This window comes from Galliscardovia ingluviei (assembly GCF_014635685.1).
GTDB classification, from domain to species: domain Bacteria; phylum Actinomycetota; class Actinomycetes; order Actinomycetales; family Bifidobacteriaceae; genus Galliscardovia; species Galliscardovia ingluviei.
On the sequence record NZ_BMDH01000002.1, the window covers coordinates 444,571 to 470,650 of the forward strand.

Annotated in this window: 11 protein-coding genes; 3 read left to right on the top strand and 8 right to left on the bottom strand. The window is 47.5% G+C overall.

The window, feature by feature from the left end; translation table 11 throughout:
* Nucleotides 1–13: 13 nt before the first annotated feature.
* Together IEU85_RS05915 and IEU85_RS05920 are read right to left on the bottom strand one after the other, a co-directional pair.
* Entirely contained in the window at nt 14–6,163 is a 6,150-nt protein-coding gene (locus tag IEU85_RS05915) for an SdrD B-like domain-containing protein (protein WP_188355295.1), read from the bottom strand.
* Between the two features lie 378 nt (nt 6,164–6,541).
* Entirely contained in the window at nt 6,542–8,398 is a 1,857-nt protein-coding gene (locus IEU85_RS05920) for an isopeptide-forming domain-containing fimbrial protein (protein WP_188355296.1), read from the bottom strand.
* Between the two features lie 439 nt (nt 8,399–8,837).
* Here IEU85_RS05920 and IEU85_RS05925 point away from each other — a divergent pair, with 439 nt between their 5' ends.
* Entirely contained in the window at nt 8,838–10,634 is a 1,797-nt protein-coding gene (locus IEU85_RS05925) for a cation:proton antiporter (protein WP_188355297.1), read from the top strand.
* A gap of 328 nt (nt 10,635–10,962) precedes the next feature.
* Here IEU85_RS05925 and IEU85_RS05930 read toward each other — a convergent pair whose 3' ends face one another.
* Nucleotides 10,963–13,500 carry a S9 family peptidase gene (locus tag IEU85_RS05930; protein WP_188355366.1) on the bottom strand — a complete coding sequence of 846 codons (2,538 nt, stop codon included), beginning with the start codon at nt 13,498–13,500 and terminating at the stop codon, nt 10,963–10,965.
* A 364-nt stretch (nt 13,501–13,864) separates the two neighbouring features.
* Nucleotides 13,865–14,920, bottom strand: a complete 1,056-nt coding sequence (gene ilvC, locus IEU85_RS05935; RefSeq protein WP_188355298.1) for a ketol-acid reductoisomerase — start codon at nt 14,918–14,920, stop codon at nt 13,865–13,867.
* A gap of 1,513 nt (nt 14,921–16,433) precedes the next feature.
* On the opposite strand from ilvC (IEU85_RS05935), the gene IEU85_RS08720 reads away from it, so the two are divergent.
* A complete protein-coding gene (locus IEU85_RS08720; protein WP_229714790.1) occupies nt 16,434–16,700 on the top strand; it encodes a hypothetical protein in 267 nt (88 codons plus the stop codon).
* A gap of 879 nt (nt 16,701–17,579) precedes the next feature.
* Here the strand turns inward: IEU85_RS08720 and ilvC (IEU85_RS05945) are convergent.
* Nucleotides 17,580–18,635: a ketol-acid reductoisomerase gene (gene ilvC / locus IEU85_RS05945; RefSeq protein WP_188355300.1), complete on the bottom strand. Its 1,056-nt coding sequence runs from the start codon at nt 18,633–18,635 to the stop codon at nt 17,580–17,582.
* A gap of 212 nt (nt 18,636–18,847) precedes the next feature.
* Nucleotides 18,848–20,215, bottom strand: coding sequence for an MFS transporter (locus IEU85_RS05950; protein WP_188355301.1), 1,368 nt, complete (start codon nt 20,213–20,215; stop codon nt 18,848–18,850).
* Nucleotides 20,216–21,111: 896 nt separating this feature from the next.
* Here IEU85_RS05950 and IEU85_RS05955 point away from each other — a divergent pair.
* Nucleotides 21,112–22,230, top strand: coding sequence for a LacI family DNA-binding transcriptional regulator (locus IEU85_RS05955; protein WP_188355302.1), 1,119 nt, complete (start codon nt 21,112–21,114; stop codon nt 22,228–22,230).
* A gap of 296 nt (nt 22,231–22,526) precedes the next feature.
* Here IEU85_RS05955 and gtfA read toward each other — a convergent pair whose 3' ends face one another.
* Both gtfA and IEU85_RS05965 read right to left on the bottom strand, forming a co-directional pair.
* On the bottom strand, nt 22,527–24,038 hold the full coding sequence (gene gtfA, locus IEU85_RS05960; protein ID WP_188355303.1) for a sucrose phosphorylase: 1,512 nt from the start codon (nt 24,036–24,038) through the stop codon (nt 22,527–22,529).
* An 84-nt stretch (nt 24,039–24,122) separates the two neighbouring features.
* Nucleotides 24,123–26,003 (bottom strand): glycoside hydrolase family 13 protein, encoded by a 1,881-nt coding sequence (locus IEU85_RS05965; RefSeq protein ID WP_188355304.1) that lies wholly within the window; start codon nt 26,001–26,003, stop codon nt 24,123–24,125.
* Nucleotides 26,004–26,080 lie beyond the last annotated feature (77 nt).

Consider the following 26,080-nt stretch of genomic DNA (forward strand, 5'->3'; position numbering starts at 1 on the left):
GCACCATGTGCCTCTAGTGTTCTTTACGCAGCAAGAGTGCCAGCATATTCATAACTGCCAGCAGCAGCACACTAACAATTGCCAAAGCCCACAAACCAAAACCGGTATGCGGCATGGAAGCAAGCCACGGCTTTTCGGGGGTTACGCCTGCGTCAAGATGGTCTTGCTCGGTATGCGTATCGGTAAGTGAAGCGTATACCGTGGCATAACCGTAGGTGTCTGGATTCGTGGATGCGTCAGAGTCTCGGTCTGTAGCTGTATCAAGCGTAGGATTGCTGTCGTTCATATCCTCTTTTGTGAACTCCGAACGGTAGACCGGCTCAAAACGTACCGAGTATTTCTTCGGCTGATCAGCAGTGCCTACTTCAAGATTGGTGAACTCATAGTGACCATTAGCGTCAGTGGTCGTGACGTAGCCTGGCATTTCGTTACCGTCTTGGTCAAGTAAATACACTTTCTGCCCTGCAATCATTGGCTCGTTTTCATCACGCACGCCATTCTTATCGTTATCTCGCCACATCACGCCGGAAATCTTACCAAGAATAGGCTCGGTAGTATACGGGTTAATCTTCAAGCCCACTTGGTCACAGGAATCTTCCGCATTAGTCGCAAAAGAGTGCTCTTTATCTACGCTATTTACATCAGTGCCTGTTAAGCACACGTTGTATGTGGTATTGTTTTTCACCACTGTATTGCCGGTAATATCGCGCGTGTTCTCGTTCAGATTTGCGTCCTTTGGCTCCTTTGGCAAGGTAACTTGCGCTCCACGCGCACTTGGCACACCTTCCCACTGGCTACGACCTGCAGCAGCATCAGGAGCCATGGCATATGGAGTAAGTGTGGAACTGAACCATGCCTGATTATAAGCCTTTTGCACATCGTTTGTGCGCATAACCGTACCCTGCATATGCCAGACAATGCGCCCACCAGGATTGACAGTAAATGGCACAGTGTATGTGCGCGTCACCTCCGAACCGGTAGTAGTCTCTGCAGTAGTCTCTGATGTTGGAGTCGTTGGCTGTGCAGTAGGATCGACAGGTGGTGTGGTTGGCTGCACATATCCTTTCATAATGATTGGTGTGGCCTGCTTATTTGTTTTCATTCCATTTGCAAGCTGACCAGACGCATTATTGCCCAGTCCTACTCCATTGCCGTCAGCTGTTACAGCTGCGATGGTGGTCACCCCCTCTGAAGCGGTCACTTTACCACCCAACGCCCAATGAGAACGGCTTAACGCACTTGAAACGCTTAATGCAGTAATCTGATATTCCTTATCAAATACTTTAATCGGTGTGAGCTGTGGATCTGATGCGGCTGTACCAAGCTGTCCGCGGAGGTTTGAACCCCAGCCATACACATCGCCACTTGGAGTAATCACCACAGCATTAGCATCAGAAGCATAAATACTGTCAGCCGTTACTCCATCAACTTTGTAGAACTGCTTTTTCCTACTTCCGATAGTCTCATCACTGCTATCTTTATACCCTAAACCAAGCTGACCAAAACCATTCGCACCCGTAGAATACACATTCCCTGAAGTATCAATATAGTATTCAGCACGCTCACCAGCAGCAATATCCTTGGCGATTACGCCTTGCACTTGCGCTGGCACGTTACTTCCACCACCTGACAAAGAAACTGCTTCACGACCTAGCTGACCGTACTCGTTAAAACCAAAGTTCCAAACATGTCCATTTTCAGTTAGCGCAATACTATGCGCATCTCCCGAATGCACTGTCGTAAACTTTTCGTCATCAGATACATTAATTACTTTTCCAATACCCATGAGCACGCTGGTACCTACACCACGACCGAGTGCGTCACCCCAGTTAGAGCCCCAGCTCCACATATGTCCTTGATCATCAATAGCGATAGTTGAGTTATATTTTGATGTAATGTATCGCCATTTCATGTCTTTCGCAGGGTTAGTATCAGAAACTGGCTGTCCGTTTTGCGTGAACTGAATTAGCTGTGGTGTTTCAAGAAAAGCGAGAGAACCGTCATTAGGAGTGTTAATACTATCTTGATCACCCCATCGAATAAGGCTGTTGTCTGACTGCCGTTGAGTTGTCTGCTTCGAATTGAATTCGAGGGGCGCGCCAGTAATTCTCCAACTCTTGTTGTCTCCCCAGCCCCACAAACGACCATACTCGTCAATAGCGAAAGAGTGGTTCTCACCAGCCGCTATCTGCTTGAATTTCAGATCAGGGTTGGTTGAGTCAATTATCAAGCGCTTTGGCGTAGTAATTCCAACAGTAGTGCCATCACCTAATTCATACTGGGAGTTGTCTCCTGCACCCCATACATGACCCTCTTCATCTAGGGCAAGAGTGTGATCATAGCCGCTATCTACTTGTGTGAAATTAACCTTCTTATTAGTGTCTTCCGTCTCCACACCAACAGTAGCGCTCACATGCTGTACAAGCGAGCTCATTCGGTCATTCAACACCGACTCTGTGCCCGCAGGAATTGGCTCTGTGCCTTTGTTTTCTACAACTACATCCCAATTGACCACGCATTTAGCGTCGTCGCAGTTCAGGCTTTGCTGCGTCTTGTTCAGTGTCACTTTTGGATCTGGCTTCACATAGCCAAAATCTACTTTCTTCTGTGCTGTCGATACCGGCAATCCAATCATGCCTGAACTATCGCTGGTCGCATCACCCACGGCTTTCCACGAGCGTGTCGTGTCTACATCTAACTGCTGGTTGTAGTAAGTACGGCTCTTGGTTTGCACGCCCGGAAACGCTGTAGTACCTGTTACTTCACAGGAGGTTTGCGCATTATCAGAGCATTCATTACGGATTACTTCTACTGCATAATTACCAGAGTGCAGCTCTGTAAACTTATAGTGCCCTTGAGCATCTGTCAGCTGAGTAGCAATCGGCGTATCACTTGCCTTACTGCCGTCAGTATTAAGCTTGTACAGACTCACTTTGACACCAGAAATCAGCTCTTCAGTTGGATTTCCTTGGCTATCTTTGTTGATGGAAGTCGAGCGGTCTTGATCCCACCACAGCGTGCCTTCAATACTCGAAGCCACAATCTCTGCTTGTGCAGGGAATGGCACCGTTGGCGCAGGCTTATCAGCAGGAAGCTCTTGACTATAGCGTGCTTTGCCGAGCCACATCACGTACTTATCGCCAGAATGGTTCGGCTTATCTTTATCAATCGACACATAGACTTTACCTACAGAAGAAGCTACCTGATAATCAGGATGATCAGGATCAGTTTTTTCAAAATCCGTAGTCAGTTTTAACGCCGTTACGCGCGGTGCACTGCCGTACTTTACTGTCAGCTTATCCCATGTGAGCCATGTGAAATCTTTCGGATCCTCACTGTAGACGTTATCAACAGCGTAGAGTACTTCAGTATTAGTGGACTCTTTCGTTGCAAGCTCTACAGGCTTCGTCATCACCGTGCCACCCTGATATGAAGAATAATCACCAGGGTATTCATTCCACTGCCCGTCAAGACCTTTACAGCCTTCTGCAGTTTGTGACGCGACAGGATCGCAGCCTTTACCGCGCATTGCACGATCGTCTTTGCCAGCATTATCTCCACTAGTCGGCACATCTGCACCAGAGTTTGGCATACGCAAGACAGTTGTCATCGTGCCGCTACGCCCTGTACCGGAAGCTGCTAAATTAAACTTAAATGCTACATCTTCTGTAATTTCCACTACCGGGGTTACTGGATTAAGTACAGCGCCCTGACGCCAGTCATCACTTACAGCAAAAGTTTCCGCAGTAGCTGCCGCACTGGCAGTTTGTGCAGTCACAGCATCGTGTGCATCAGTATCGACCGTCATCGATGCGGTAGCGCCAATATAGCCAGACGCAGTATTAGAAACTCGCGCACTCCAAAGCAGTGGCTCAAACTTTGCTGTACCTGCTGATGAAACTTCCGGCGTAATTTTGCCTTGCGCAGGCGTAAAGTACATAACATCTTGCAGCTCGCCTTTTTCGTTCTTTTCTTGGCGTACTTCCATTTTCCAGAACGACGAACTTGAAACCGGATCAACCAAACCATCTGGCAGCGGAATACGAAGTGTTGGCAGCATAGAAGTGCCTGCAAGCATAACACTCTTGACTGAGAGATACTGATTATCTGGTTTTTGCAACGATTCCTTTGTTGCGCCCTCTTTCGGAGTAGCAATCACATTGTAGGTAACAGTGTCTCCCGGAGCACCAGTACCCGTACGCTCAGTACCATCAGGAGCTTTAATTTTCAGCCCCATGGAAATTTCCGCAGCAATTGGACGCGGTTTCGTCACCCAAATACTCTGCGCCATGCAGCGCGTCATAGCTTTCTGATTATCTGCGCTAGTTGGGTCTGGCTGCGTCCATCCGAGACGATAGCGGTCTGAAATTGTGCCGTCACCTTCCGAGGACCCACTATTATTCGGCTGGTTTGCTTTTGCCACAAACGACACGGTAATCAGCGGTGCTCCATCACCCCACTGCAAGTCTCCGTCTGCGTTCTTAAACACTACGCGAATACCACGTACTGATGTATCGCCAGCGTTAGGAGTGCCTTTTACCCATTGAGGCTCAGTAAAGCTCGTATCACATTGTTTATCGGCATTCGGCTTTGCATCTGTGGTGTAGTACACTGTGTATTTACTTGGGTCAATAACGGTTTGACCTTGTTTGATAATTAATGCACCATCATAGATTTGCTCATTTTGCGCCCACATATCTTGCATAGTGAACGGGGTGCCGAGAATTGGACGGTTGGCTTCTGGCCTGGATGGATCTGCAGAAAGTACTGTACGCACTTGCGCACCTTGAGCAACAACGTCCGTCTCACCAATCTTTTCACGAGTTGAGATTTCTCCTGCAGCTTGGTCAAAGAATCGATTCTCATCCTCAAATGCCGTTTTACCAGAGGTATACGGACGGAAAAGCATTTTAGCACCAGGAGCCTTGCCATTGCCCAACACTGTTACCAGTGCTTGTGACCAGTCATTATTGGCAAATGGATAGCCCTTGAGTGCGCTCGTTTCAGGGTTCGCTGTATTATAGGTTTCTTTTTCACCAAGTCCAGGTTCGCCGCCTGTGCCCATATTCAGCATACGGGTTGTGCCGTCGCCAGTGTCAGCTGCAGAAAACGCTTCTTTATCGGGAAACAGCTGGATCTTCCATGCGTAGCTTTTACTATCGCTTGGATCCTCTTTATTGGCATAATCTTGATAATGATCTTTGCTAATCGTCCACTTGAGGCGTGCATTGCCAGAAATCTTCGGCAAGTCAATCTGACCATTAGCATCAGCTTTACCAATCTGCTGCGCTTTATCCGTAATTTCATTGCCTTCGTCGTCAATAGGCACAATGCTCCACACTGTATCAGTCGGGAATTCGCTTACATTAGCTTTGCCCCACCATTCACCTTTAGTAGAGGCACCATGACTTGACCACCCCGGATAGCCGAGTGGATTAATAGTCACATCAAAATATCCAGAAAGATCCTGACCAGCCGACCATTGCGGACGGCGCTCAGAACCAGTTAAACCATAATCTTGAATCGTTAAATCAGCAGCTGGGGCAGAGACAACCGTTACAGGGGCAGTTTTCTGTTCAAAACTCTGACCGTCGTTAACCCACTCGCCTTGCTTGTTCTTTGCTACGCGCTCCACAATCAACGTTGCTTGGTTGTCTGGGCGCACTGTGCCGACAGTATCTTTACCCACCAAAAACAGTGTGCGATCCATAGTTTCTACAGCGCCCGTGCCGATAGTAAACACACACGAACCATCTGGCTGTGCTTCTGCTTTCACCTGAGCACCATCGTAGCAAAACGAAGTATCACCCATCAGCCACGGTGCCTTACTTAAATCCCAGCGCACACGCACACTACGCGCACCAGCTGCAGTAAAACGCAATGAAAGGTTATTTACTACGAAGTCGCCGCTAGCAACAATACCATCGTTCGGCGTGTTATCGCCCGGCTCAAAGCCATTCTGCGCATTGACGAATGTTTGGTTATCTGTGCCATGACCCGTTCCATCGCTGACTTTGTTCATCGTAGCGGTGGCATACGCAGACTTCTGCGTTGCGGCTTGAGCTTCGTGACGAGCCGCTCCAAATACGATAATGCCGCTACACAGGCATGCTAATGCTGCGAGTGAAGCGAAAATATTTCGTATAAAACGAGTCCGGCTCATTGAAGTTCCTTATTGTAGATACGTGTTCTGCAAATTTAGGTTTGGTACGTAGGACAGTCCTATGCATGCTGCTGTTTGCAGTAAACCGCTAATAGCGTAGATAGTTCTGCTGGTACAGATAGTTATGCAGGCAGTGCAAACTATGCATGCAGGTAGTGCAGATTGAGATTTTGCTAATTAGTTTATCGGCTAATCAGTTAATCAGTTGCCAGACGCAGAGACACCACACAGCAATGCCACATGAGGAAAGCGTAAACATAGCATGATCACTGCCTTCCTGCACGAGCATTACTGTGCGGTCAACCTGATATTTGGGAGAGTAAGTGTTCACAATCATTGCACCTGTACGTGGTATTCACCTACTCAGTACAATGCAGCTTACTCCTGCTCCTGACGACGTGAACGCCATACCAAGATGAAGCCAGCGCTGATGAACAGTACAGCCATTACTGCGTAAATAGCCAACCAAGCAGCACCAGTCTTAGGCATCTGCATCAAATTGCGCGGATTCTTCACTGTGGCATTATCATTAGCAACAGTTACCAAGTTATTGCTATCGCCATTATCGCCTGCAATAGTTGATACAGATGCTGCGCCAGTCGTATCCGAAGGCTCTGGAGCTGTTACTCTCAAAGTCGTAGTAAATTCTGGCAGGAACAAATTGCCACCGGCAAATGGGGAATCTGTTTCCTTCACGATGTAGCTGCCAGGAGCCAGACCAGTAATCGTGAACTTACCGCCTTGAGGGCTTGTGAGCTTATTATCAGCAACCAGATTGCGATTTGCTTGTTCCTCGTCCGCATCAGCCAAGCGATAGGTGTCATTTACAGTATCAGCAACAAACTTCAACGGCTTTGTAGTATCAGTACTCTTGAAGATCTGGAACTTTGCGCCAGCAAGTGCGTGTGATTCCATATCGTTCTTGGTGATGGAGAACTGGCCGGTATACACCTTTACCGTATCATCTGGAGACTTCTCTAAATCGTTGGAATCATTTGGGTTATGAGAGTACTGCACATTTGCGGAGTTAGGGTTACCGGTGCTGTTGATAACGGCATCCTTAGTGAGATAAGCAGTGTATGTTACTACAATCTTTGCTCCCACAGAGAATAGCCCCTTGAACTTATCGTTCTGCACCAAATCTGAAGTGCCGTCTGACTTTGGAGCAAAAATCCATTCTACAGACTTTGAACCATCTTGAGCAGCAGTAGTTGCAGCATTAACCTTATAAGATTCATCAGCAACAAGCGGAGTATTTCCAACTACTACGCTCTTCGTTGCACCAAACTTGAGCCCCTTAGAGAGGTTATCAGCAATCTTGAGTACAAAATGATCGTAACCAGTCCAGTTTGGCACAGTAGTTGACAAGGTGAATGTCAGCTCATCACCAATGGATGCTGTTGTTGCATCAGCAGGCTTGTTTTCGGAGTCAAGAACCTTCTTTTCCAGAGTAGACTGGCTGACCTTGTACTCAACGCTACCGAGTGTATATTCCTGGTCGTTCGTTGAATCCTTGAGTGTTGTCAGCAAGGTCTCGCCATCATAAATGCCAGTGCCATTGAACATTGGAATTGATGCCTTATCAGCTGCAGGTGTATCAGTGGTATTCTCCGCTGTACCAGTAGTTGCTGGAGTCTTATTCCAAATGACATATGCACCTGGAATAACCGTTGCCGTAGCGCTCTTATTGTCAGAACCAATAGTCATATCGTAGGTAGTACCAGCAGTTGGGGCTGAGATCTTATTTAACTCAGCAACCAAGTTTGTCAGGAACGCGCGCAAGTTTGGCTGAGCAGGATTATCGTCGGCATATGGGTACTTTGAAGCCTGAAGTAGGTTCGAGATAACCCAAGGCATTGGATTTGTTGCATCATATGCCACTGGATTAGAGTTAGTAGTAGCGATGCCTGCATTCTTAATAGCATCAGCGACAGCAGTAGCATACCCAGAAGTAGTAGTCACGTCCACACCGAGCAGCTGCGATCCATCACTCTTAGCAGCAACATAATCTGCCAAACGATAAGCTGTAAATTGGTGTCCTTGGATGGATTCATTTGCTGTCAACTTGAGTTCGACTGCTTTGCTCAAATCGTCAGCACTAATTGCATGCGTCGCAGGTGCTGTGCCAGCATCTTCTGCATGAGCAAGTGAAGCTCCAGCAAACGGCATAATGCAAGCCATGGTAAACACAGCTACAAGTGCCGCAAGCGCTTGTTTTACTCTTGTGCGAGCCATAATAGCCCCTTCCCAAATATCAGTTATATCAACAGTTTCGCAATCCTACGCTACCCATCCCCCTAAGTAGCAGAAAATAGCACACTATAAAATATTATTCTATACCAATTATGCTCAACCTCTATACATAAAAGCAAACTATTTTCCTGTAAGAACAACACTTTTCCACTATACGAATATTGGACATAGTTTTTGTATAGGATCGCTTAGTTGTACTCCCCCCCCCCCGAAATTCGTGTATTTATATATCAACACGCTTATTCACAGACTCATCCGCAGACGCACCACCAGCCGAACAGCAACCACGCTCCACGCACACGGCAAACACCTATATCAACCACATGCATGCCAAGCGCATCCCTACTACACGCCCCGCATCCCTACCACACACCAACCGCTGATTCAACAGCACTCCATACCCAAGCCCATAATAGGCACTATGACTGCTGATTTGCTTTCACTCACTATTGCCATGCTGATAGCAGTACTCAGCCCAATTATTGCCAAAATCATTCCCGGCAATGTTGTGCCACAAACTGTACTGCTACTCGTCGCCGGCTCCATCCTTGGTCCGCATATGCTCGGCGTTATCACTCTCAGCCCAGCAGTAGAGCTACTAAGTGAACTTGGCCTCGCATTTTTATTCCTGCTCGCAGGCTACGAAATCAACCCCCAGCAAATCACCGGACATCAAGGCAGAATCGGCCTTACCACATGGCTTATCACTCTTGCCATTGCCGCAGCAGCAGTCACTTTTATCCCATTTTTCGGTGCAAACGGGCTTGGCAGCATCGCCACAATGATCGCGCTCACCACCACAGCACTTGGCACGCTAATGCCCATCCTTAAAGAACGCAGATTAGAAGGAACGCCCGTTGGCAATGCTGTTATTGCTTACGGCACCTGGGGCGAACTCGGGCCAGTGTTTGCCATGGCAATCCTACTTTCCTCACGTTCAGGTTGGAAAACATTTGCAATTCTGGCTCTTTTTGCAGCAATCTGCATACTTGCGGCAGCCCTACCAATCAAGGCACGCAAAGCCGGCACCGCGGTCTACCGCTTCCTCACCTCCAACGCCAACACTTCCTCGCAAACCCTTATGCGCCTGACAGTATTTATGCTGATCGGACTAATTACACTTTCTAAACTATTTGACTTAGACGTTGTGCTCGGCGCATTTGCAGCAGGCTTTATTTTGCGATTCGTCAGCCCAGATGGCGTGCATACTCTTGAATTGAAGCTAGAAGGCGTCTCTTACGGCTTTCTCATTCCTATTTTCTTCATTGTTTCAGGCGCAGATATTGATATTTCTGCGGTTGCTGGCAATCCTGCACTGCTTATCGCGTTTATTGTTGCACTACTCTTAATTCGCGCAATACCAGTATTTCTTGCTATGACACTTGATTGCAAAGCCAATCCAATGTCCGCATATCATCGCATTACTGTTGCTATTTACTGCACAACTGCTTTGCCAATTATTGTTGCTGTAACCAGTGTGGCGACCGCTGCCGGCACTATGAGCCAGGCAACTGCTTCTACGCTGGTTGCTGCAGGCGCGGTAACCGTGTTTCTTATGCCATTGCTTGGCAGCATCACTTACCGTATTGCAGAAATGCATCCTGTCGAGGCAGTGCGTGAAATTGCGCGTGCTGAGCGAGAGATTCGTACTATGCGAGGGTGGCAAGCTACAGGCACGCAAACTGCAAATATGCAAACTACAGATATGCAAACTGCCGAATTGATTCAGACTGCCACAGCCGCGCAAACTGCTGACACCACGCAACCTACCACTATGCAATCTGCTTCTACGCCTACTACTACGGTGCAACCAGTAGCCACACAATTAGCGCAGGCAACGGCAGCACTTTCAGCCCAAACTGAATTAGTAAAGCAAGCAGAAGCAGCAACCACAGATGGCGCTAAGCTGGATAGCACCGAAACCAAGCAAGCGCATTCCCCATTACTCGCGCCGCACCTTTCCCTTGATGCTTTGAGTGCACATACGCCGCTTGCCCCGCATGATTGGCATGAGGTTGTGCGCGCTCACTGGGCTATTCGCCAGCATATCCTGCACGGTACTCCACTACCTACTGAGTTATCTGACCATATGACGTATACGCAGCATATGCTGGTTGAAGCTGCACGCGAGCGCCGCCAACGACTTATGGAGCTTGGTATTAATCCAGATGAGCTTGGGGCACATTTACCCGCGCATTATAAGTATCCGAAGCAGTAGTAAGCACTCTTTCTGAAGATCTAGCGTCAAAAAAACCCGCTATCCCAGACCAGTAACTATTCATTCGCATGCACGTTTCATATCGAAGTGGACGCATCGAAATATTAAATGTTTCAGAACATACAGAAGGAGTGTAGCTGCAGATACACAAACTGCCCTATAAAACAGATATGCAAACACTAGATATGCGTAAGGCGTACCACGAGGGCACGCCTTACCGTGTTCGAAAATAGGTCAATCACCGACTTGCAAATATCGCCTTACAAAAAGCAAGCCCCAAACCGCTGCATTACACTGCAATACGTTGCACATATACTGCATTGCGCTGCTATGCGAGTGCGTCATACAGGAAATCACGCTGTAGTAGCAAGAGGTTCTGCGCAACAGTTGGATCATTAGTCATGTGCGTAATTCCAGTAAGCGGCAACACCGTATGCTCTTTGCCAGCAGCCAGCAACGCTTGAGAAAGACGCAGCGTATGAGCCACAGTCACATTGTCATCAGCAAACCCGTGAATTAACATCAACTTACTACGCAACTTGCGCGCATCGTTAATCAAGCTATTGTCCTCATAAACCGCAGGATCTAAGCCCAAATACCGCTCAGTGTAATGTGTATCATAGAGCATCCAATCCGTCGGAGGAGCGCCAGCACACGCCGCACGGAATACATCAGACGCACGCAATACTGCCAAAGCAGACAAGTATCCGCCATACGACCATCCCATAATAGCCACGCGACCCATATCTGGCTGCGGAATTTGCACCGCTGCAGCGTGACGCGATTTGCCGCTACGATGCCCGCCAAGCTCTGCACGCAACTGTTCAAGCGCCGGACCAAGAGCTTTTACACCAGCTACCTGATCAGCCAGCGTTACCTCAGCAAAAGCATCCTTAATCGCATAATCCCAGTGCGGGCCGCGAGCACCAGTACCATGCCCGTCAATACTCACTACGATGAAGCCCTGATCTGCCCACCACTGCGAATCAGCATACATGGCGAGGCTAAACATAACTTCGCGATGCATTGGACCACCATATGGGCGTAGCAATACTGGCAGCTGCTTACTTGCAGCATACTTACTTCCTGCAGATGGCAGTGTAATTGCCGCACACAGCTTATCCTCGCCTAAATGCACTAGATGCGTGTTTGGCTCAAAGCCCAGTTCTGCAGAATTATCAGTAAGCATTGCAGGCTGGTAGTCCTTATATGTGTGCGTTACGGAAACACGAGTGCTATCCATGGTGCGCTGAGTAAGTACCATGCCTTGGCTTGCACAAGTCGCTGTTGCCACACCCTGCTCTTGAGAAAGTACAGTATATGAGGCATTGGCAGCATATGCAGTTTGTTCAGATTCCGTGTATTGAATGACGCCATCATGCTGGCTCACGCTATTGCGCGCCAAATCATGCTTGGCAGTATCGCGCTTTGGTAAGCTCTGCACCTGCTGTGGCATAGCAAAGCGTACTACTGCAACACCGCGTGAATCACGTGTAGCCCTTGCAATAACTGCCTTATCGCTGACTTGCAGTACTTCAAGAATTTGCCAACCAGCTGGCGAAATAAACGTACCATTGGCATGCAGACGCACAGTATCCGCGTTCATATCCACGTATGCATTTACTAATACACCAGACTCAGTAAGCGCCGGCACTCCATGAATTAAATCCATCCATGGACCTTGATGCTGTTCTTCGAGCACTGTAGTTGTAATCTGATTTGCATTAGCAGCAGCACCTGTAGTATCACAGCCAGTCCCTTTTGCAGTATTTTCAGCACTCTCACTGCGTTTACCAGCTAGATCAACCTCAAGAATTTGCGTAATATTTTGCTCACGGTTTTGCACTTGGATCACTGGCTGCTGACCGCGCGTCCATGAAAGCGCAGCCATATATTCAAAGGCTTTCCTATCCCAAATAATTTCAGGAAGCTCCTCTAATACCAGTTCTTGGCTATTAACCTGCTGCAAATCCACGTAATACAACTGCACATCAGCATTGGCAGTAAGCGCTCGCGGATAGCGTGTAGCACGCGGCGCCTGGTCAGGGTGCGCCGGGTCCGTAATCCACCATACTGGCTCTGGAGACTCGTCCGTGCGTTCAATAATCAGGCTTTGTGAATCGGGAGCCCACCAGAAGCCCTCGTAGCGATCCATTTCTTCGCCGGCAGCAAATTCAGCAAGACCTACTTGTACGCTGTTTTGTGCATTCGCAGTAGCACACATGCAGGCAATGTGATCAGCATATTGCGTTTTACTATTAGAGCGGCGAGTATGGCCTCTTCCCGCTGTTTTAGTGCTTCTACCAAGTTCCAAAATCACGACGCTTTTGCCAGTTGAATACGCCAAAAGTTTGCCATCTGGGGAAATAGTTGGCATAAGAATTGGTGCTGGCAATACCGGTTCTGCCTGTATTAATCGCGTGTTTGACTGCTCAGGCTGCGTAGTATCCAAGTCAGTAAGCCAAATATTGCCATCTAATACAAATGCAATACGCTTACCGTCAGCACTGAGTGAATATGAAACTATACCGGCAGCAGACTCTCTTGCACGTTCACGGCGAGCACGCTCTTGCTCAGGAATATCTTCTTTATTGCGTTCACCGACCTGTTGCATCAAGGTATGCGGGTCAGCAAGCAAGGTTTCGTGATGCTCTCCGTTGGCATCAAACCAGCTCGCCCACAGCGCAGTTTGTGTATCCTCAGCACCACTTGAACGCAAAAATACGGCAAAAGTACCATCGCCTATTGTAGTTGCCGATCGCGGCGCACCGAGCGTAAACCGCATTGTTTGGGCTTTGCGAATTGGGTAGGTAGCAATTGCTTCTTGTTCAACATGCTGGGATTGTGCAAAATGCTGCCCGCGCATATGAGATTGAGCATGACGCGAATGCTCTACATGCTGAGTTGACTGAGATGACAACGTTGCTCCTCGTTTTATGATCTACTCAAGTTAGGTATTTATAGCCACTGGACTATCGCATCGGTATGCGTATCCGCACGACCGATTACACACTCACACTACCTTAGTCGTAGTTTGTGTTTTTGTGTATCCGAAGGTTCAAGAACTTGCAATTTTTCCAAATTCAAAAAGGCGCGACTCGAAGTAAATAACACCTCGAAGTCACGCCTTTATTATTTATTACGATTTACTTTACTTATTACGATTTATGCTTTTGCTAGTAACCGTGCGATTTGCTAGCTACACCGTAACAATTGCGTTTAATCTGCAATTACTCCTGCACCTGAGCGCGAGCAATCTTACCGGTGAAGGAATTAGCTTCATCAGCATCAGCCACACCCTGATTATTCCAAGAGAACATCGCACGCAGCTTAGGACCTACAGTCTCGATGCGCTCGTTGGAGTACTTCTCCTGCAGTTCCTTGAAGTGTGGAGCACCTGCATCCTGATCGTCGATGAATTCCTTAGCGAAGGAACCATCCTGAATGCGCTTCAAGTGGTACTGCATGCGCTCGCGGCAGCTTTCATCGATAACAGTGTTCACATAGTCGCCGTACTGTGCGGTATCAGAGCAAGACCAGCGAGCCTTGTTCAAACCACCCTCATTCATGAGGTCAACGAGCATCTTGAGCTCGTGGCAAACCTCGAAGTAAGCGATTTCTGGCTGATAACCAGCGTCGGTCAATACTTCAAAGCCCATTTCTACGAGCTTGTTCACGCCGCCCATCAGCACGTTCTGCTCGCCGAAGAGATCAGTCTCAGTCTCTTCCTTGAACGTGGTCTTAATAGCACCTGCACGAAGCGCACCCAAAGCCTTAGCATAAGCGAGAGTAATATCCCAGCCGTCACCGCGTGGGTCTTGCTCTACTGCCACCACCACAGGGACACCACGGCCAGCAGCATACTCACGACGCACAATATGACCAGGACCCTTAGGAGCCACCATGAATACAGGGTGGTCTTCGCTTGGCTTGATATAGCCATAATGAATATTAAAACCATGAGCAAACGCAAGAGCAGCACCTGGCTTAATATTTGGCTCAATGTCATTTGCCCAGATAGTGCGCTGATACTGATCTGGTGCCAAAATCATGATGATATCTGCTTCGGCAGTGGCATCAGCAACAGACTTAACTTCCAAGCCCTGTTCCTTAGCGAATTCAACAGACTTTGAAGTTGGACGCAAACCAACAACTACATCCACACCAGAATCACGCAAATTCAACGCATGGGCATGACCCTGAGAACCGTAGCCAATAATTGCGACCTTCTTGCCGTCGAGTACAGAGAGATCACCATCGTTTTCATACCAGATTTGTGCAGCCATTGCCGGCACTCCTTTTCTTTCAGCGCTTTCTAGCACTATCTTGCAGCCGTTGGCATTGCGGGCGTTGCCACATGCGTAGGCTGCCATTTCGAGGGGCTTAGCGATTGTGTCGCTCAAACTTGGGTCTATCCTATCTATATTGCGGCAAAATCGCGCAGTCGTTCCACAACGTGGGCGTTCTTTTTAGTTTTGTTCATCGTCGAACATTACTTTCGCTATTTTACACGCTTTTACAGCATATTGTGCACGCACACACCCTGCTGATTGTCTCATACTTTGAAACACCTGCTATTCATAACGATCCCCCCTGTTCGCAAAATCCCCGCTCTCTACAAATGGCTACTTCGAAACATCAGATATTCAAATGCGTACGTTTGTCCTACAAAACCCGCTACTTCGAAATATCAGATGTTTCGAGCCGTACAGAATCCAAGAGCAAAACACAGCAAAGTCGCTAGTTTGCAATAGCAACTCTTCCAACATGTATACTTCCCCACACCAATCCAGCTACTCCGCAACAGCAACTATTCAAAAGAGTACAGAATGCAAGCTTCAAGTTGACAAAAGTCGCTAGTTTAGAACATCAACTCTTCAAATGCGTACGTTTGTCCTACAAAAACCGCTACTTCGAAATATCAGATGTTTCGAACCACACAGAATCCAAGAACAAAACACAATGTCAAACAACAAAACACTATAGAAATCACGAATAAGAGCCCAATTACTCAAACGAAGCTGCAAATACCATACTTATCCACACAACGAACACCATGCTTGTCCACAATTACCAAACAGCTTTACCTACTTAACACAACAATTGTACAGTTCAGCTATGTTACGAGATTCTTTACTTAACCAAGTCATCGATTACCAGCAACAATCACTGTGTCTGAAAGCACGAACACAAGGCGAGCAACGAGCGCTTGCCTATCTATGCAAAAAGGGACTACTTATATCGCCATTCCCAACTTATTACATTACTCAAGAACATTGGGACATACTTACTCATTTTGAACGTATACGATACATTGCCAATACTTACGCCTGCACACATCAAGACTGCATATTTACAGGGTTAACCGCCGCTGATTTCTATCAAATAGACCACATGCATAGTAGCCACCACAACATTCCAATTAATGTGCTCAGCCGAACTAACACCACAAAGAAGCTTAATAAACCTATACAACGCTTCTATTGCGCAGATCCTAGGTTCCAAACTATTCAGGGACTAAGAATAGCACCAATCGAACGCACCATTGTTGACTGTTGCAACTACCTGCCACTAAGAGAAGCACTACCAATTATCGACAGCGCGGTTCGGCAAGGAATAAGCATTGCAGACCTGCAACATTATTGCAATACGCTACGCAGAGATTGTAGTCAGACTCTCCACGCTCTACGGTATGCGAATCCGAAAAGCGAGAATGGAGGAGAATCATTTTGCAGGGGAACTTTTATTGAAGCAGGGCTGGAAGTACCTTCGATTCAAGTGACGTTTAAAATATATAACATGTCTTTTCGAGTTGATTTTGCATGGTATAGTGCGTCTGGACGAATTGTTGCTGGCGAGCTGGATGGAGAAGAGAAATACGTTAATCCGTCAATGACTCAGGGGAAATCTATCTCTGCAATAGTGCAAGATGAGCGAGAACGTGAGAATTTACTCAGCAAATGCGGCATTAGCAATATTTTCCGTTTCACATTTCAGGATGCACTGCAGAGACAGCCACTGATTAAAAAGGCAGTGCAGGCTGGCGTACAAAAAGCAGTGTACTGAAGCACCGAATCAGTATATACCTAGCGTTTATGAAAAGGCATGCATACGAGTGTGATTGTTTACAAAGTGTGAGTGGCAAGCTCAGCTAATGGCAAGAGTGGGTGTTGTTGATGAAGAGCCAGGTTTGCTGGTAGAAATGAGTGAATACGCATAATAGTGGACGACTACTCTTGCAAATATAGAAAAATAATACAGGGAGTATTACGACATTCGTGTCTTATGGACAATATTTATGCATCTACTCTTTTAAGCAGCAAAATGGCTAATACGGAATAGCAACTCTTCCAACATATACGCTTGCCCCACAAAAGTCGCTAGTTTGCAATAGCAAGTATTCAAAAGAATACAAAAAACGAGATCCAAGTTAACAAAACCCGCTAGTTTGCAATAGCAACTCTTCCAACATGTACACTTCCCCACACCAATCCAGCTACTCCGCAACAGCAACTATTCAAAAGAGTACAGAATGCAAGCTTCAAGTTGACAAAAGTCGCTAGTTTGGAACATCAACTATTCAAATGCGTACGTTTGTCCTACAAAAACCGCTACTTTGAAACATCAGATATTCCAAACCCCACAAAACACAACGCAAACCCCACAAAACACAATGCAAACCGTATAAAACACAATCCGAACCACACAAAACACAACGCAGAACAACAAAGCGCAGTATAAATGCACAGGTAAATACTGTAAACGCACAAAAGCGTGACCCGAAGTGAATAACACCTCAAAGTCACGCCTTTTAACTGCACTTAGCAAAGTACCTTGCTTCTACCGATAAAGTACTTATAAGCTACGCACAAAGCGCTCTCGCACTCTTTGCGCTCTTTACACTCTTTGCGCTCTTTACACTCTTGCGCTCTCGTAATCTTGCAATTACTCCTGTACCTGAGCGCGAGCAATCTTGCCGGTGAAGGAGTTAGCTTCATCAGCATCAGCCACACCCTGATTATTCCAAGAGAACATCGCACGCAGCTTAGGACCTACAGTCTCAAGATGAGGATGAGAGTACTCTTCCTGCAGCTTCTTGAACTTTGGCGCACCAGCTGCCTGATCATCCATAAATTCCTTAGCGAAAGAACCATCCTGAATACGCTTGAGCTGATAACGCATGCGCTCCTTGGTTTCTTCAGTAATTACTGTTGAAGTGTAATCGCCATACTGTGCGGTATCAGAGCAAGACCAGCGAGCCTTGTTCAAACCACCCTCGTTTGCCAGATCAACCAGCATCTTCAATTCATGGAATACTTCAAAGTAGGCGATTTCTGGCTGGTAGCCTGCTTCGGTCAGCACATCAAAACCAGCCTCGCACAAGTGATTGATACCGCCCATCAGCACGTCCTGTTCACCGAAGAGATCAGTCTCAGTCTCTTCCTTGAACGTGGTCTTAATAGCACCCGCACGAAGCGCACCCAAAGCCTTAGCATATGCCAGTGTTGTTGCCCAAGCATCACCACGAGGGTCTTGCTCTACTGCCACCACCACAGGTACGCCGCGACCAGCAGCATACTCACGACGCACAATATGACCAGGACCCTTAGGAGCCACCATAAATACAGGGTGATCTTCACCAGGCTTGATATAACCATAATGAATATTAAAACCATGAGCAAACGCAAGAGCCGCACCTGGCTTCAAATTTGGCGCTACTTCTTCGTTGTATACCTTAGCTTGGTACTGATCTGGAAGCAGGATCATTACGATATCAGCATCTGCTACTGCCTCGGCTACTGGCTTTACGGTAAGGCCCTGCTCCTTGGCAAATTCAACAGACTTTGAAGTTGGACGCAAACCAACAACTACATCCACACCAGAATCACGCAAATTCAGCGCATGCGCATGACCCTGAGAACCATAACCCAAAATTGCAACTGTTTTTCCATCGAGTACTGAAAGATCTGCGTCATCGTCATACCACAATGTTGCTGCCATTTGGCACCCCTTAATATTATTCATTTTGTAATTAACTAGTAATTCACTAGTAATCAACTCTCCATAACCGGCTTAACTACCGGCACTTCTGTGTTCAGTTATGCAATATTGAGTTATACGTTTATATATAGGGACTTACTGAATAGGGAATAAACTTTGTAATACTGAGAAAGTGGTACCCAGTAAATACATTACTGAGTAAGCGTTGAGCATTACTTAGTAAAATCAGTATCCTTGGTTTCTCGGCAAGTCAGTACGGAAATCAGGCAGCACACAGCCATAACGCCTAAATACAGGCCGACAGCGCGCACACCCCAGTGCGACGAAAGCCATGTTGCGATAGTTGGCACAAATGCAGCACCAACAATTGCCGCCAAGTTATAGCCAATGCCAGAACCCGAGTAGCGCACATTCGCGTCAAATAGCTCAGGAAGTACAGCGCCGATTGGACCGAAAGCAATACCCATCAGCATGAAGCCTACGCACAGGAAGGTCATCACAGCGAGCACATCATGCTTGCCTTCGCCCATAAGCAAGTAAGGGAAAGCGAATGCAAACACAACCAGTGCGACAGAAGAGAACGTCAGCACGCGGCGACGACCATACTTATCTGCAAGCAAGCAGCCTACAACGATGAAAAGTGCGAATACACAGATAGCAACCATCAGCATCAGCAGGTACTCCTGATTGGTGAAACCTAATCCGCCGCCACCCTGCTCAGTGCTCTTAGTGCCGTATGCCAATGACCATGTTGCCAGTGTGTAGAACAGCGTGTAAGTAACAGCCACAAGGAATGTTGCTTGCAAAACCTGACGCCAGCTCTTGCGGAATACCTCAACCAGTGGTGCCTTAACCACTTCATCACGCTCCTGAGCCATGCGGAAAATTGGAGTTTCTTCCATATGCACACGAACTACAAGACCGATAATTACGAGCACGGAGCTCAGTAAGAATGGTACGCGCCAGCCCCAGCTGAGCATGGCGGCGTCATCATTAAACGCCTCAAGTAAGAAGAATGTGCCGTTAGAGAGGAAGAAACCGATAGGGGCGCCGAGTTCAGGGAATGAACCATAGAGTGCGCGCTTATTGGCAGGGGCGTTTTCGGTAGCTACCAGAGCAGCTCCAGACCATTCGCCTCCCAAGCCAATACCTTGCACAAAACGGCATAAACACAGCAACGCAACTGCTGCCAAGCCCCACTGGTTATATCCAGGAATGCAGCCGATAAGGAATGTGGCAACACCCATGGTGAGCAAGCTGACTACCAATGTGGTTTTGCGACCAAGCCTGTCGCCAAAATGACCGAAAATCAGTGAGCCGACAGGGCGTGCGATAAAGGCCACAGCAAAGGTCACCAAGCTCAGCAGCAATGCAACTGTTGGGTTCGTAGTATCCGAAAAGAATACGTGTGGGAAATAGTTTGCTGCTGCCGTGCCGTAGGCATAAAAGTCATAGAATTCAATAGCCGTGCCCACCATCGAAGCCGCGATTACGGTTTTTACTGAATCGCGAACCATGGTTGAAGCATGCTGCACGCTATTGGAAACGCTTCCGAATGCCGATTCTTCTACTGCTGTCATTCCTACTCTCCTCAAGTAGAGTGCGCCTGTAACGTGCTTGCATTTGCAATTACAAGCCACTTACAGTATTTCGCATAGATTTACGTATAGTTTTGCTCACTATGAGCGCTTTGCTATGCGTATTGCTATGCATTTGTACTTATGCATTAGTTGCTTTATGAGTTTTAGGGGTTGTGCAATGTGTTATGTAATGAAGCATCATCTCGAGTACAACGAAACTCCACACATGCACATATGCGCTACAAGTATTGGTGTCTCTTGTGTTGCCGATGTATCGAACCATCTGTAGCACAAAACATCCGAGCTGCGCGAGCGCCCTATTCGCGACTAATGCACTCTCTAGCAGTGTGACTTTGGAATCCCTTTTGGGGAGCTATGTAAAAAGCCTTACCGCTTGGCAAGGCTTGAAATTCAACTCGAGCCCTGCCTGTTGGCGAGCTCGGTGTATGCCGAATTAGTCCGCCAACGAGAGCGGAATAATAATTCGTGCAACCTGCTTGGTGTACTGCGTCATTCCGTTCATGGCGAACCTCCTTTCGGCTAAGCCTTCGTGGGTGCTTCCCACGTGAAACACAATAGGACGGAGACTACCTAAGCACCCCTATCACGTCCACTATGTGAAACGTTTGACGTGAGGAGTTTATTCTTATCTCACATGCAGTGTTACACAATACCATCGCCGAAAATGCCAATGTTGGAAAAAAGACTTATGCGCATTACACTGTATAACGTTGTTTGCAGTCGCATATGTCGGCAGTTTTAGATGCCACAACATGCAGTTTGCAAACGCAGATGTTTGCACGGTATAACTGCATAACTATTGCATAACTTGCTTACTACTGCTGATAACTACACACTATTGGGCTTATTAGGATTATTTACGCAGGGCGGAGACTATGGTTACTCTTGACGACATTGCGAAAGAAGTTGGCGTATCAAAGGTAACTGTTTCTAATGCACTCCGAGGCAAAGCCAATGTTTCCAAAGAAATGACAGCTCGCATCACCCAAGTAGCGCGTTCAATGCACTATCGCATTGGCGCCAGAAGTGTGGCTGCACGAAACCTCAAAACACAAAACGAGCAAACACAAGGACCAGTTAGCATTATTGCTCCTTCCAACTCTGATATATGGACTGCTGAATTTGTGCAACATTGCGTGAACGCTTGCACTCAGGCGCAGCGCCAAGTATTTGTGCAATATGTCGATGCACAGGCTGAGTTTGAGCTTGAACAGTTGGCAAATCAAGTTGCTGATGGCATGATTATTGCCCATCCGACATTGCCGGACGCCACATTACAGCAGCTTGTGTTGCATCGCCCAACCGTGTGCATTGACCGTTTGGCAGGAGGGCGTGATGCCGATGCTGTGCTGACCGACTCTGATAGAGGTATGCAGAATGGCATTGAATATTTGGTTTCTAGTGGCAAAAGAAAAATTTTAATTATCGATCAGCCAGATCTGCAAGAACATCAAAACCAGCAGAACTTTCCAGATTTGCAAAAACCACAAGAGCCGCAAACACAGAGCACAGAACAGCACCGGCAAGTGAACGAACAAGAACAGGCTCAGAGCATGCGCTTTTCTGCACTACTGCATGAACGTAAACTCAGCGCCTTACATACTTTGGAGGAGCTTGGTATTCCAACAGATGCTAGCAGTGTGATTACTGTCGAGCAAACACGCGATGCTGTGGCACATGCAGTATCTGAGCTTGGTAACGCCATTATGCAATATGATGCGCTTGCGTGCTTGAACGATGACACTGCACTCGGTGCTTTGCAAGCCTTACATCGTGCACAATTACGCATTCCTCAGGATGTTGCGGTGCTTGGGTTTGGCGGTACTCAGTTGGGCGAATACTGCTACCCTGAGTTAACTAGCGTGAATACGCATATTGAAAAAGTTGCGCAAACGGCTGTGCGACTACTTATTAACCGATTAACCGATGAAGATAATTGGATGCCAACCACAATTACCGTCCCCAGCAGTATCAATCTTAAACAATCAGCTTAATACATAATAAAGAGGCATATACGGAAATCTCGACATATATGCAAACGAAAAGGCACCCGGCTTCTCTCTCACCGGATGCCTTTGCGATCCCCTAACTTCGCTCCTCCCATAACGTCTTATGCTCTCATACGCCGTCTGCGTAGCCTAGCCAAATGCAACGTAACTAAAAGTAGTTTCGTCAAATGCAACTGACGCTAAACAAATCAGCCAGTAGCTTTCCCTTTTCACTACTGTATGTTCCCCTACAGCTTAACGGTATGGGCTACTATCAACTATACAGGACAAGCGAAGTATTGTCACGCTACAACAGGCGGGTTTTGCAGCAAATCGTCAGTAGTGTGCTCACCTTGAGCATCACTCCATGTCAAGCTAGCCACTGACGCTGTGTTATCCACTCCTACTCCACGTCCTGGATAGAACGTAAGCTGCGCCGAAGTGTGTTCGCCCTTCCAGCGCAATACAAGCGCGTCGCCGTCAAGTTCGTGCGTAAACTCACCGTCAAACGCATCGAGACTATTGCGCAAGCGGCAGAGCGCATTCAGTGCCTGTACTACCGGGCGCTGCAATTGCTCATCTACTTCAGCAGTGGAATAATAATGACGGTTAATATCACGCCCCACGTTAGTGCGGTGCAATAATTCCATATCATTAGCACCTGCCAAAGCGCCTACATAGTAGACTTGTGGCACACCTGGCAAGAAGAATTGCACAGCGCGAGTTGCTAAATAATGCTGGTCATTGCAGCCAAGTGCTGAATAATACGTGGAATTAACCTGATACAAATCCAAATTGCTGGCGGCAGCACCTGTTGCAGCTTGAGATTCACCGTGTGTATTGGCGTGAATGGTGTTGACGAGCGCATCGACATCCTCATCAGAGATAAGTCCCTTCATGCTGCGGTCGAGCTGGTCGGAGCCAATGTCAATAACACCAATGCCATCGTGCGTATCAAGTACAGTAACTGCGTTTGTTGGACGCACACGCACCCAGTGTTCAAGCGCATTAACATCACCTGCAAAAATGCTATGCAGCAGCAATGGAGGCAATGCAAAATCGTAAACACGGTCTACTTTAGATGCAATATCAACTTGCTTCTTATAGTACGAATGCACTTCAATAAGAATTTCCAAGCCCCGCTTGGCTCCTTCTTCGCGCAAACGTTCAATAAGCTGGAATGTTTTTGGTGTCATGAAGCAGCTTGATTCACTGTCTTTTGCACCGTATCCTACTGCATCAAGGCGAATATAGCTCACGTGGCTCTTTGCCATTTGGTCAAAGATGGACATGAGATATTCCCAGCCCTTATCGGAATCTGTATCCACATCCACCTGCTGTGGGGTGAATGTAGTCCACACAAGGCGTGTTTTGCCACCAAGCGTGTAGTGGGTAAATGGCAGACCCGGGCGCGGACGGTAGATGCCAGCGAGTTCTTCTTCTGTGGCTCCCTCTGGGAATACTGAGCTCATAGTAAGGAACATTGGGTAATATTCAGACTCTTCACCCTTAGCAAGCACATCTTGGAATTGCTTGGACTGCCAGCTCATGTGATTGACAATAGCGTCCACCATAATGGTGTGGCTCTGGCTAAGCTCTGCTACATCATTCCAATCGCCCAACCGCGGATCGACGGTAGTGTGGTCGATTGGATCGAAGCCTGCATCGGCACCATCAAAAGGCGTGAAGAATGGCAGAATATGCACACCTGTATACACGCCATCAAAGCGAGTGCGCAGGATTTCGGTAAGTGACTGTAGGGTGCCGTCGCCAAGGCGATCGGCGTAGGTAATCATTTGAACTGTGTTTTTCATCAGACCCCCTTGACTGATAAGCAGGTAGATATCGAACCGGTTTATCACTAGTATATTAAACCGGTTCGATATGGTCAAACGACACTACGCTTCATACACAAAAGCTTCCCAAGGATCCAACGTGCCGAACAGCACATTGGCCGCAGTATGCTCTGGTTCGTAAGTATCAATCAACATACGATCTGCGCTAATGCCACCGATAATTGCGCCAGCCATATCCAAGCCCAACGCCTGCTTGCTTTCAGCTGGCAATGCAACCTTTTCGCCAGACAAGTTAGCCACCACGATCAGCTTCTTAGTTTCTGCACCATCAACGCCACCGCCAACAGTTTCATCAGTAAGCGAGCGCACAAATGCATACACATTCGGGTCATCAGCATCCAAAATCTGCCAGTCCCCAGCAGCGACAACCGCATGAGTATGGCGCAACTCAATAAGCTTGCGGTAGAAGGCAAATACAGAATTTGGATCACGCACTTGCTGCTTAGCATTGATGCTGTCCTTATTAGGATTAACTGCGATCCAAGGCTCTGTTGGCGCATATGGTGCAGTAAATCCAGCATACTTAGTGTCATCCCACTGCATTGGCGTGCGTGAATTATCGCGGCTGACGGCTTTAAGCGCCGCCATCATGGAATCATGGGGCATCAATCCCGCGTCAATAAGCTGGTGATACATGTTAACAGATTCCAAATCGCGGTACTGGTCAAGCGAATCAAAGCCTGCATTGGTCATGCCCAGCTCTTCACCTTCGTACACGTATGGAGTACCACGATGCATATGCATCACTAGCGCCAACGCTTTAGCACTCAGCTGACGCATAGTCTCATTGGAATCATCACCCCAGCGCGATACTGAGCGCGGCTGATCATGATTGTTGAAGAATAGACTTGCCCAGCCCTTCTGCGCCACGACTTCCTGCTGATGGCTCATGGCTTTTTTCAGATCGGCGATTGTCCAGCGTTCGCTACTCCACTTGCCAGTTGGACCGCCTGGTCCTTCGACATGAGAGAATACGAAGAGCATATCAAGTTCACGGTTTGCCACATCGGTGACTTCTGCACCGCGCTCTGGAGTAATACCAGCAGCCTCACCAACAGTGATAGTGCCTTCGCGACCGTCAAATACTTCGCGGTGCATTTCCTTGAGGAACTCATCGAGACGAGGACCATCAGCGCTAGGGCCAAATACATCGCTGAATCCGTCAGCGCCAATTGGACCTTCATCAAGTTCAGAGCCTTCTTCTCCAGGAAGTTTGCCTTGAGCATCAACGAGCTTAGAAATCAGCGTAATCACGTCCATTCTAAAGCCGTCAATACCGCGGTCAAGCCACCAGTTCATCATGTCGTACACTTCGCGGCGTACTGCAGGGTTTTCCCAGTTCAAATCTGGTTGCTTCTTGGAGAAAATGTGCAAGAAGTACTCTTTGCGCTCTGGATCGTACTGCCATGCAGAGCCACCAAATACTGAACCCCAATGATTTGGTTCAGCCCCTGGAGTGCCCGGCTCAAAACCCTGCCGTGCTGGACGCCACCAGTAGAAGTCATCATGCTTGCCATCGCGGGCTTTTGATCCAGCAAACCATGCGTGTTCGTCAGAAGTGTGGTTTACTACCAAATCCATCACTACTTTAATACCAAGTTCGTGAGCACGGGCAAGCAGCTCGTCCATATCATCCATTGTGCCGAACATAGGATCAATATCGCGGTAATCGCTAATATCATAGCCATTATCGTCTTGTGGAGACTTATAGACAGGGCTGAGCCAAATAACATCAACACCTAAATCAGCGAGGTATTCCAGTCGTGAAGTAATACCCTGCAAATCACCAAAACCATCACCATTGGAGTCTTGGAAGCTGCGTGGGTAAATCTGATAAACTACCGCGTTAGACCACCAAGGGTTAGGTGTGGCACCATTAGTTCGGATGCGGTCTGGGATTGAACTACGTTGTTCTGTAGTCATATAAGTGTCCTTCCTACTTACTACTTATTTTTCAACTACGCAGTTTTATATGGTTTTATACCGTTTTATATGGTTAT

Coding starts and splice junctions, on each gene's coding strand:
- ilvC (WP_188355300.1), bottom strand. CDS start 18,635: ATGGCAGCAACATTGTGGTATGACGATGACGCAGATCTTTCAGTACTC.
- IEU85_RS05965 (WP_188355304.1), bottom strand. CDS start 26,003: ATGACTACAGAACAACGTAGTTCAATCCCAGACCGCATCCGAACTAAT.
- IEU85_RS05950 (WP_188355301.1), bottom strand. CDS start 20,215: ATGACAGCAGTAGAAGAATCGGCATTCGGAAGCGTTTCCAATAGCGTG.
- IEU85_RS05915 (WP_188355295.1), bottom strand. CDS start 6,163: ATGAGCCGGACTCGTTTTATACGAAATATTTTCGCTTCACTCGCAGCA.
- IEU85_RS05920 (WP_188355296.1), bottom strand. CDS start 8,398: ATGGCTCGCACAAGAGTAAAACAAGCGCTTGCGGCACTTGTAGCTGTG.
- IEU85_RS05925 (WP_188355297.1), top strand. CDS start 8,838: ATGACTGCTGATTTGCTTTCACTCACTATTGCCATGCTGATAGCAGTA.
- IEU85_RS05930 (WP_188355366.1), bottom strand. CDS start 13,500: ATGCGCGGGCAGCATTTTGCACAATCCCAGCATGTTGAACAAGAAGCA.
- gtfA (WP_188355303.1), bottom strand. CDS start 24,038: ATGAAAAACACAGTTCAAATGATTACCTACGCCGATCGCCTTGGCGAC.
- IEU85_RS05955 (WP_188355302.1), top strand. CDS start 21,112: ATGGTTACTCTTGACGACATTGCGAAAGAAGTTGGCGTATCAAAGGTA.
- IEU85_RS08720 (WP_229714790.1), top strand. CDS start 16,434: ATGTCTTTTCGAGTTGATTTTGCATGGTATAGTGCGTCTGGACGAATT.
- ilvC (WP_188355298.1), bottom strand. CDS start 14,920: ATGGCTGCACAAATCTGGTATGAAAACGATGGTGATCTCTCTGTACTC.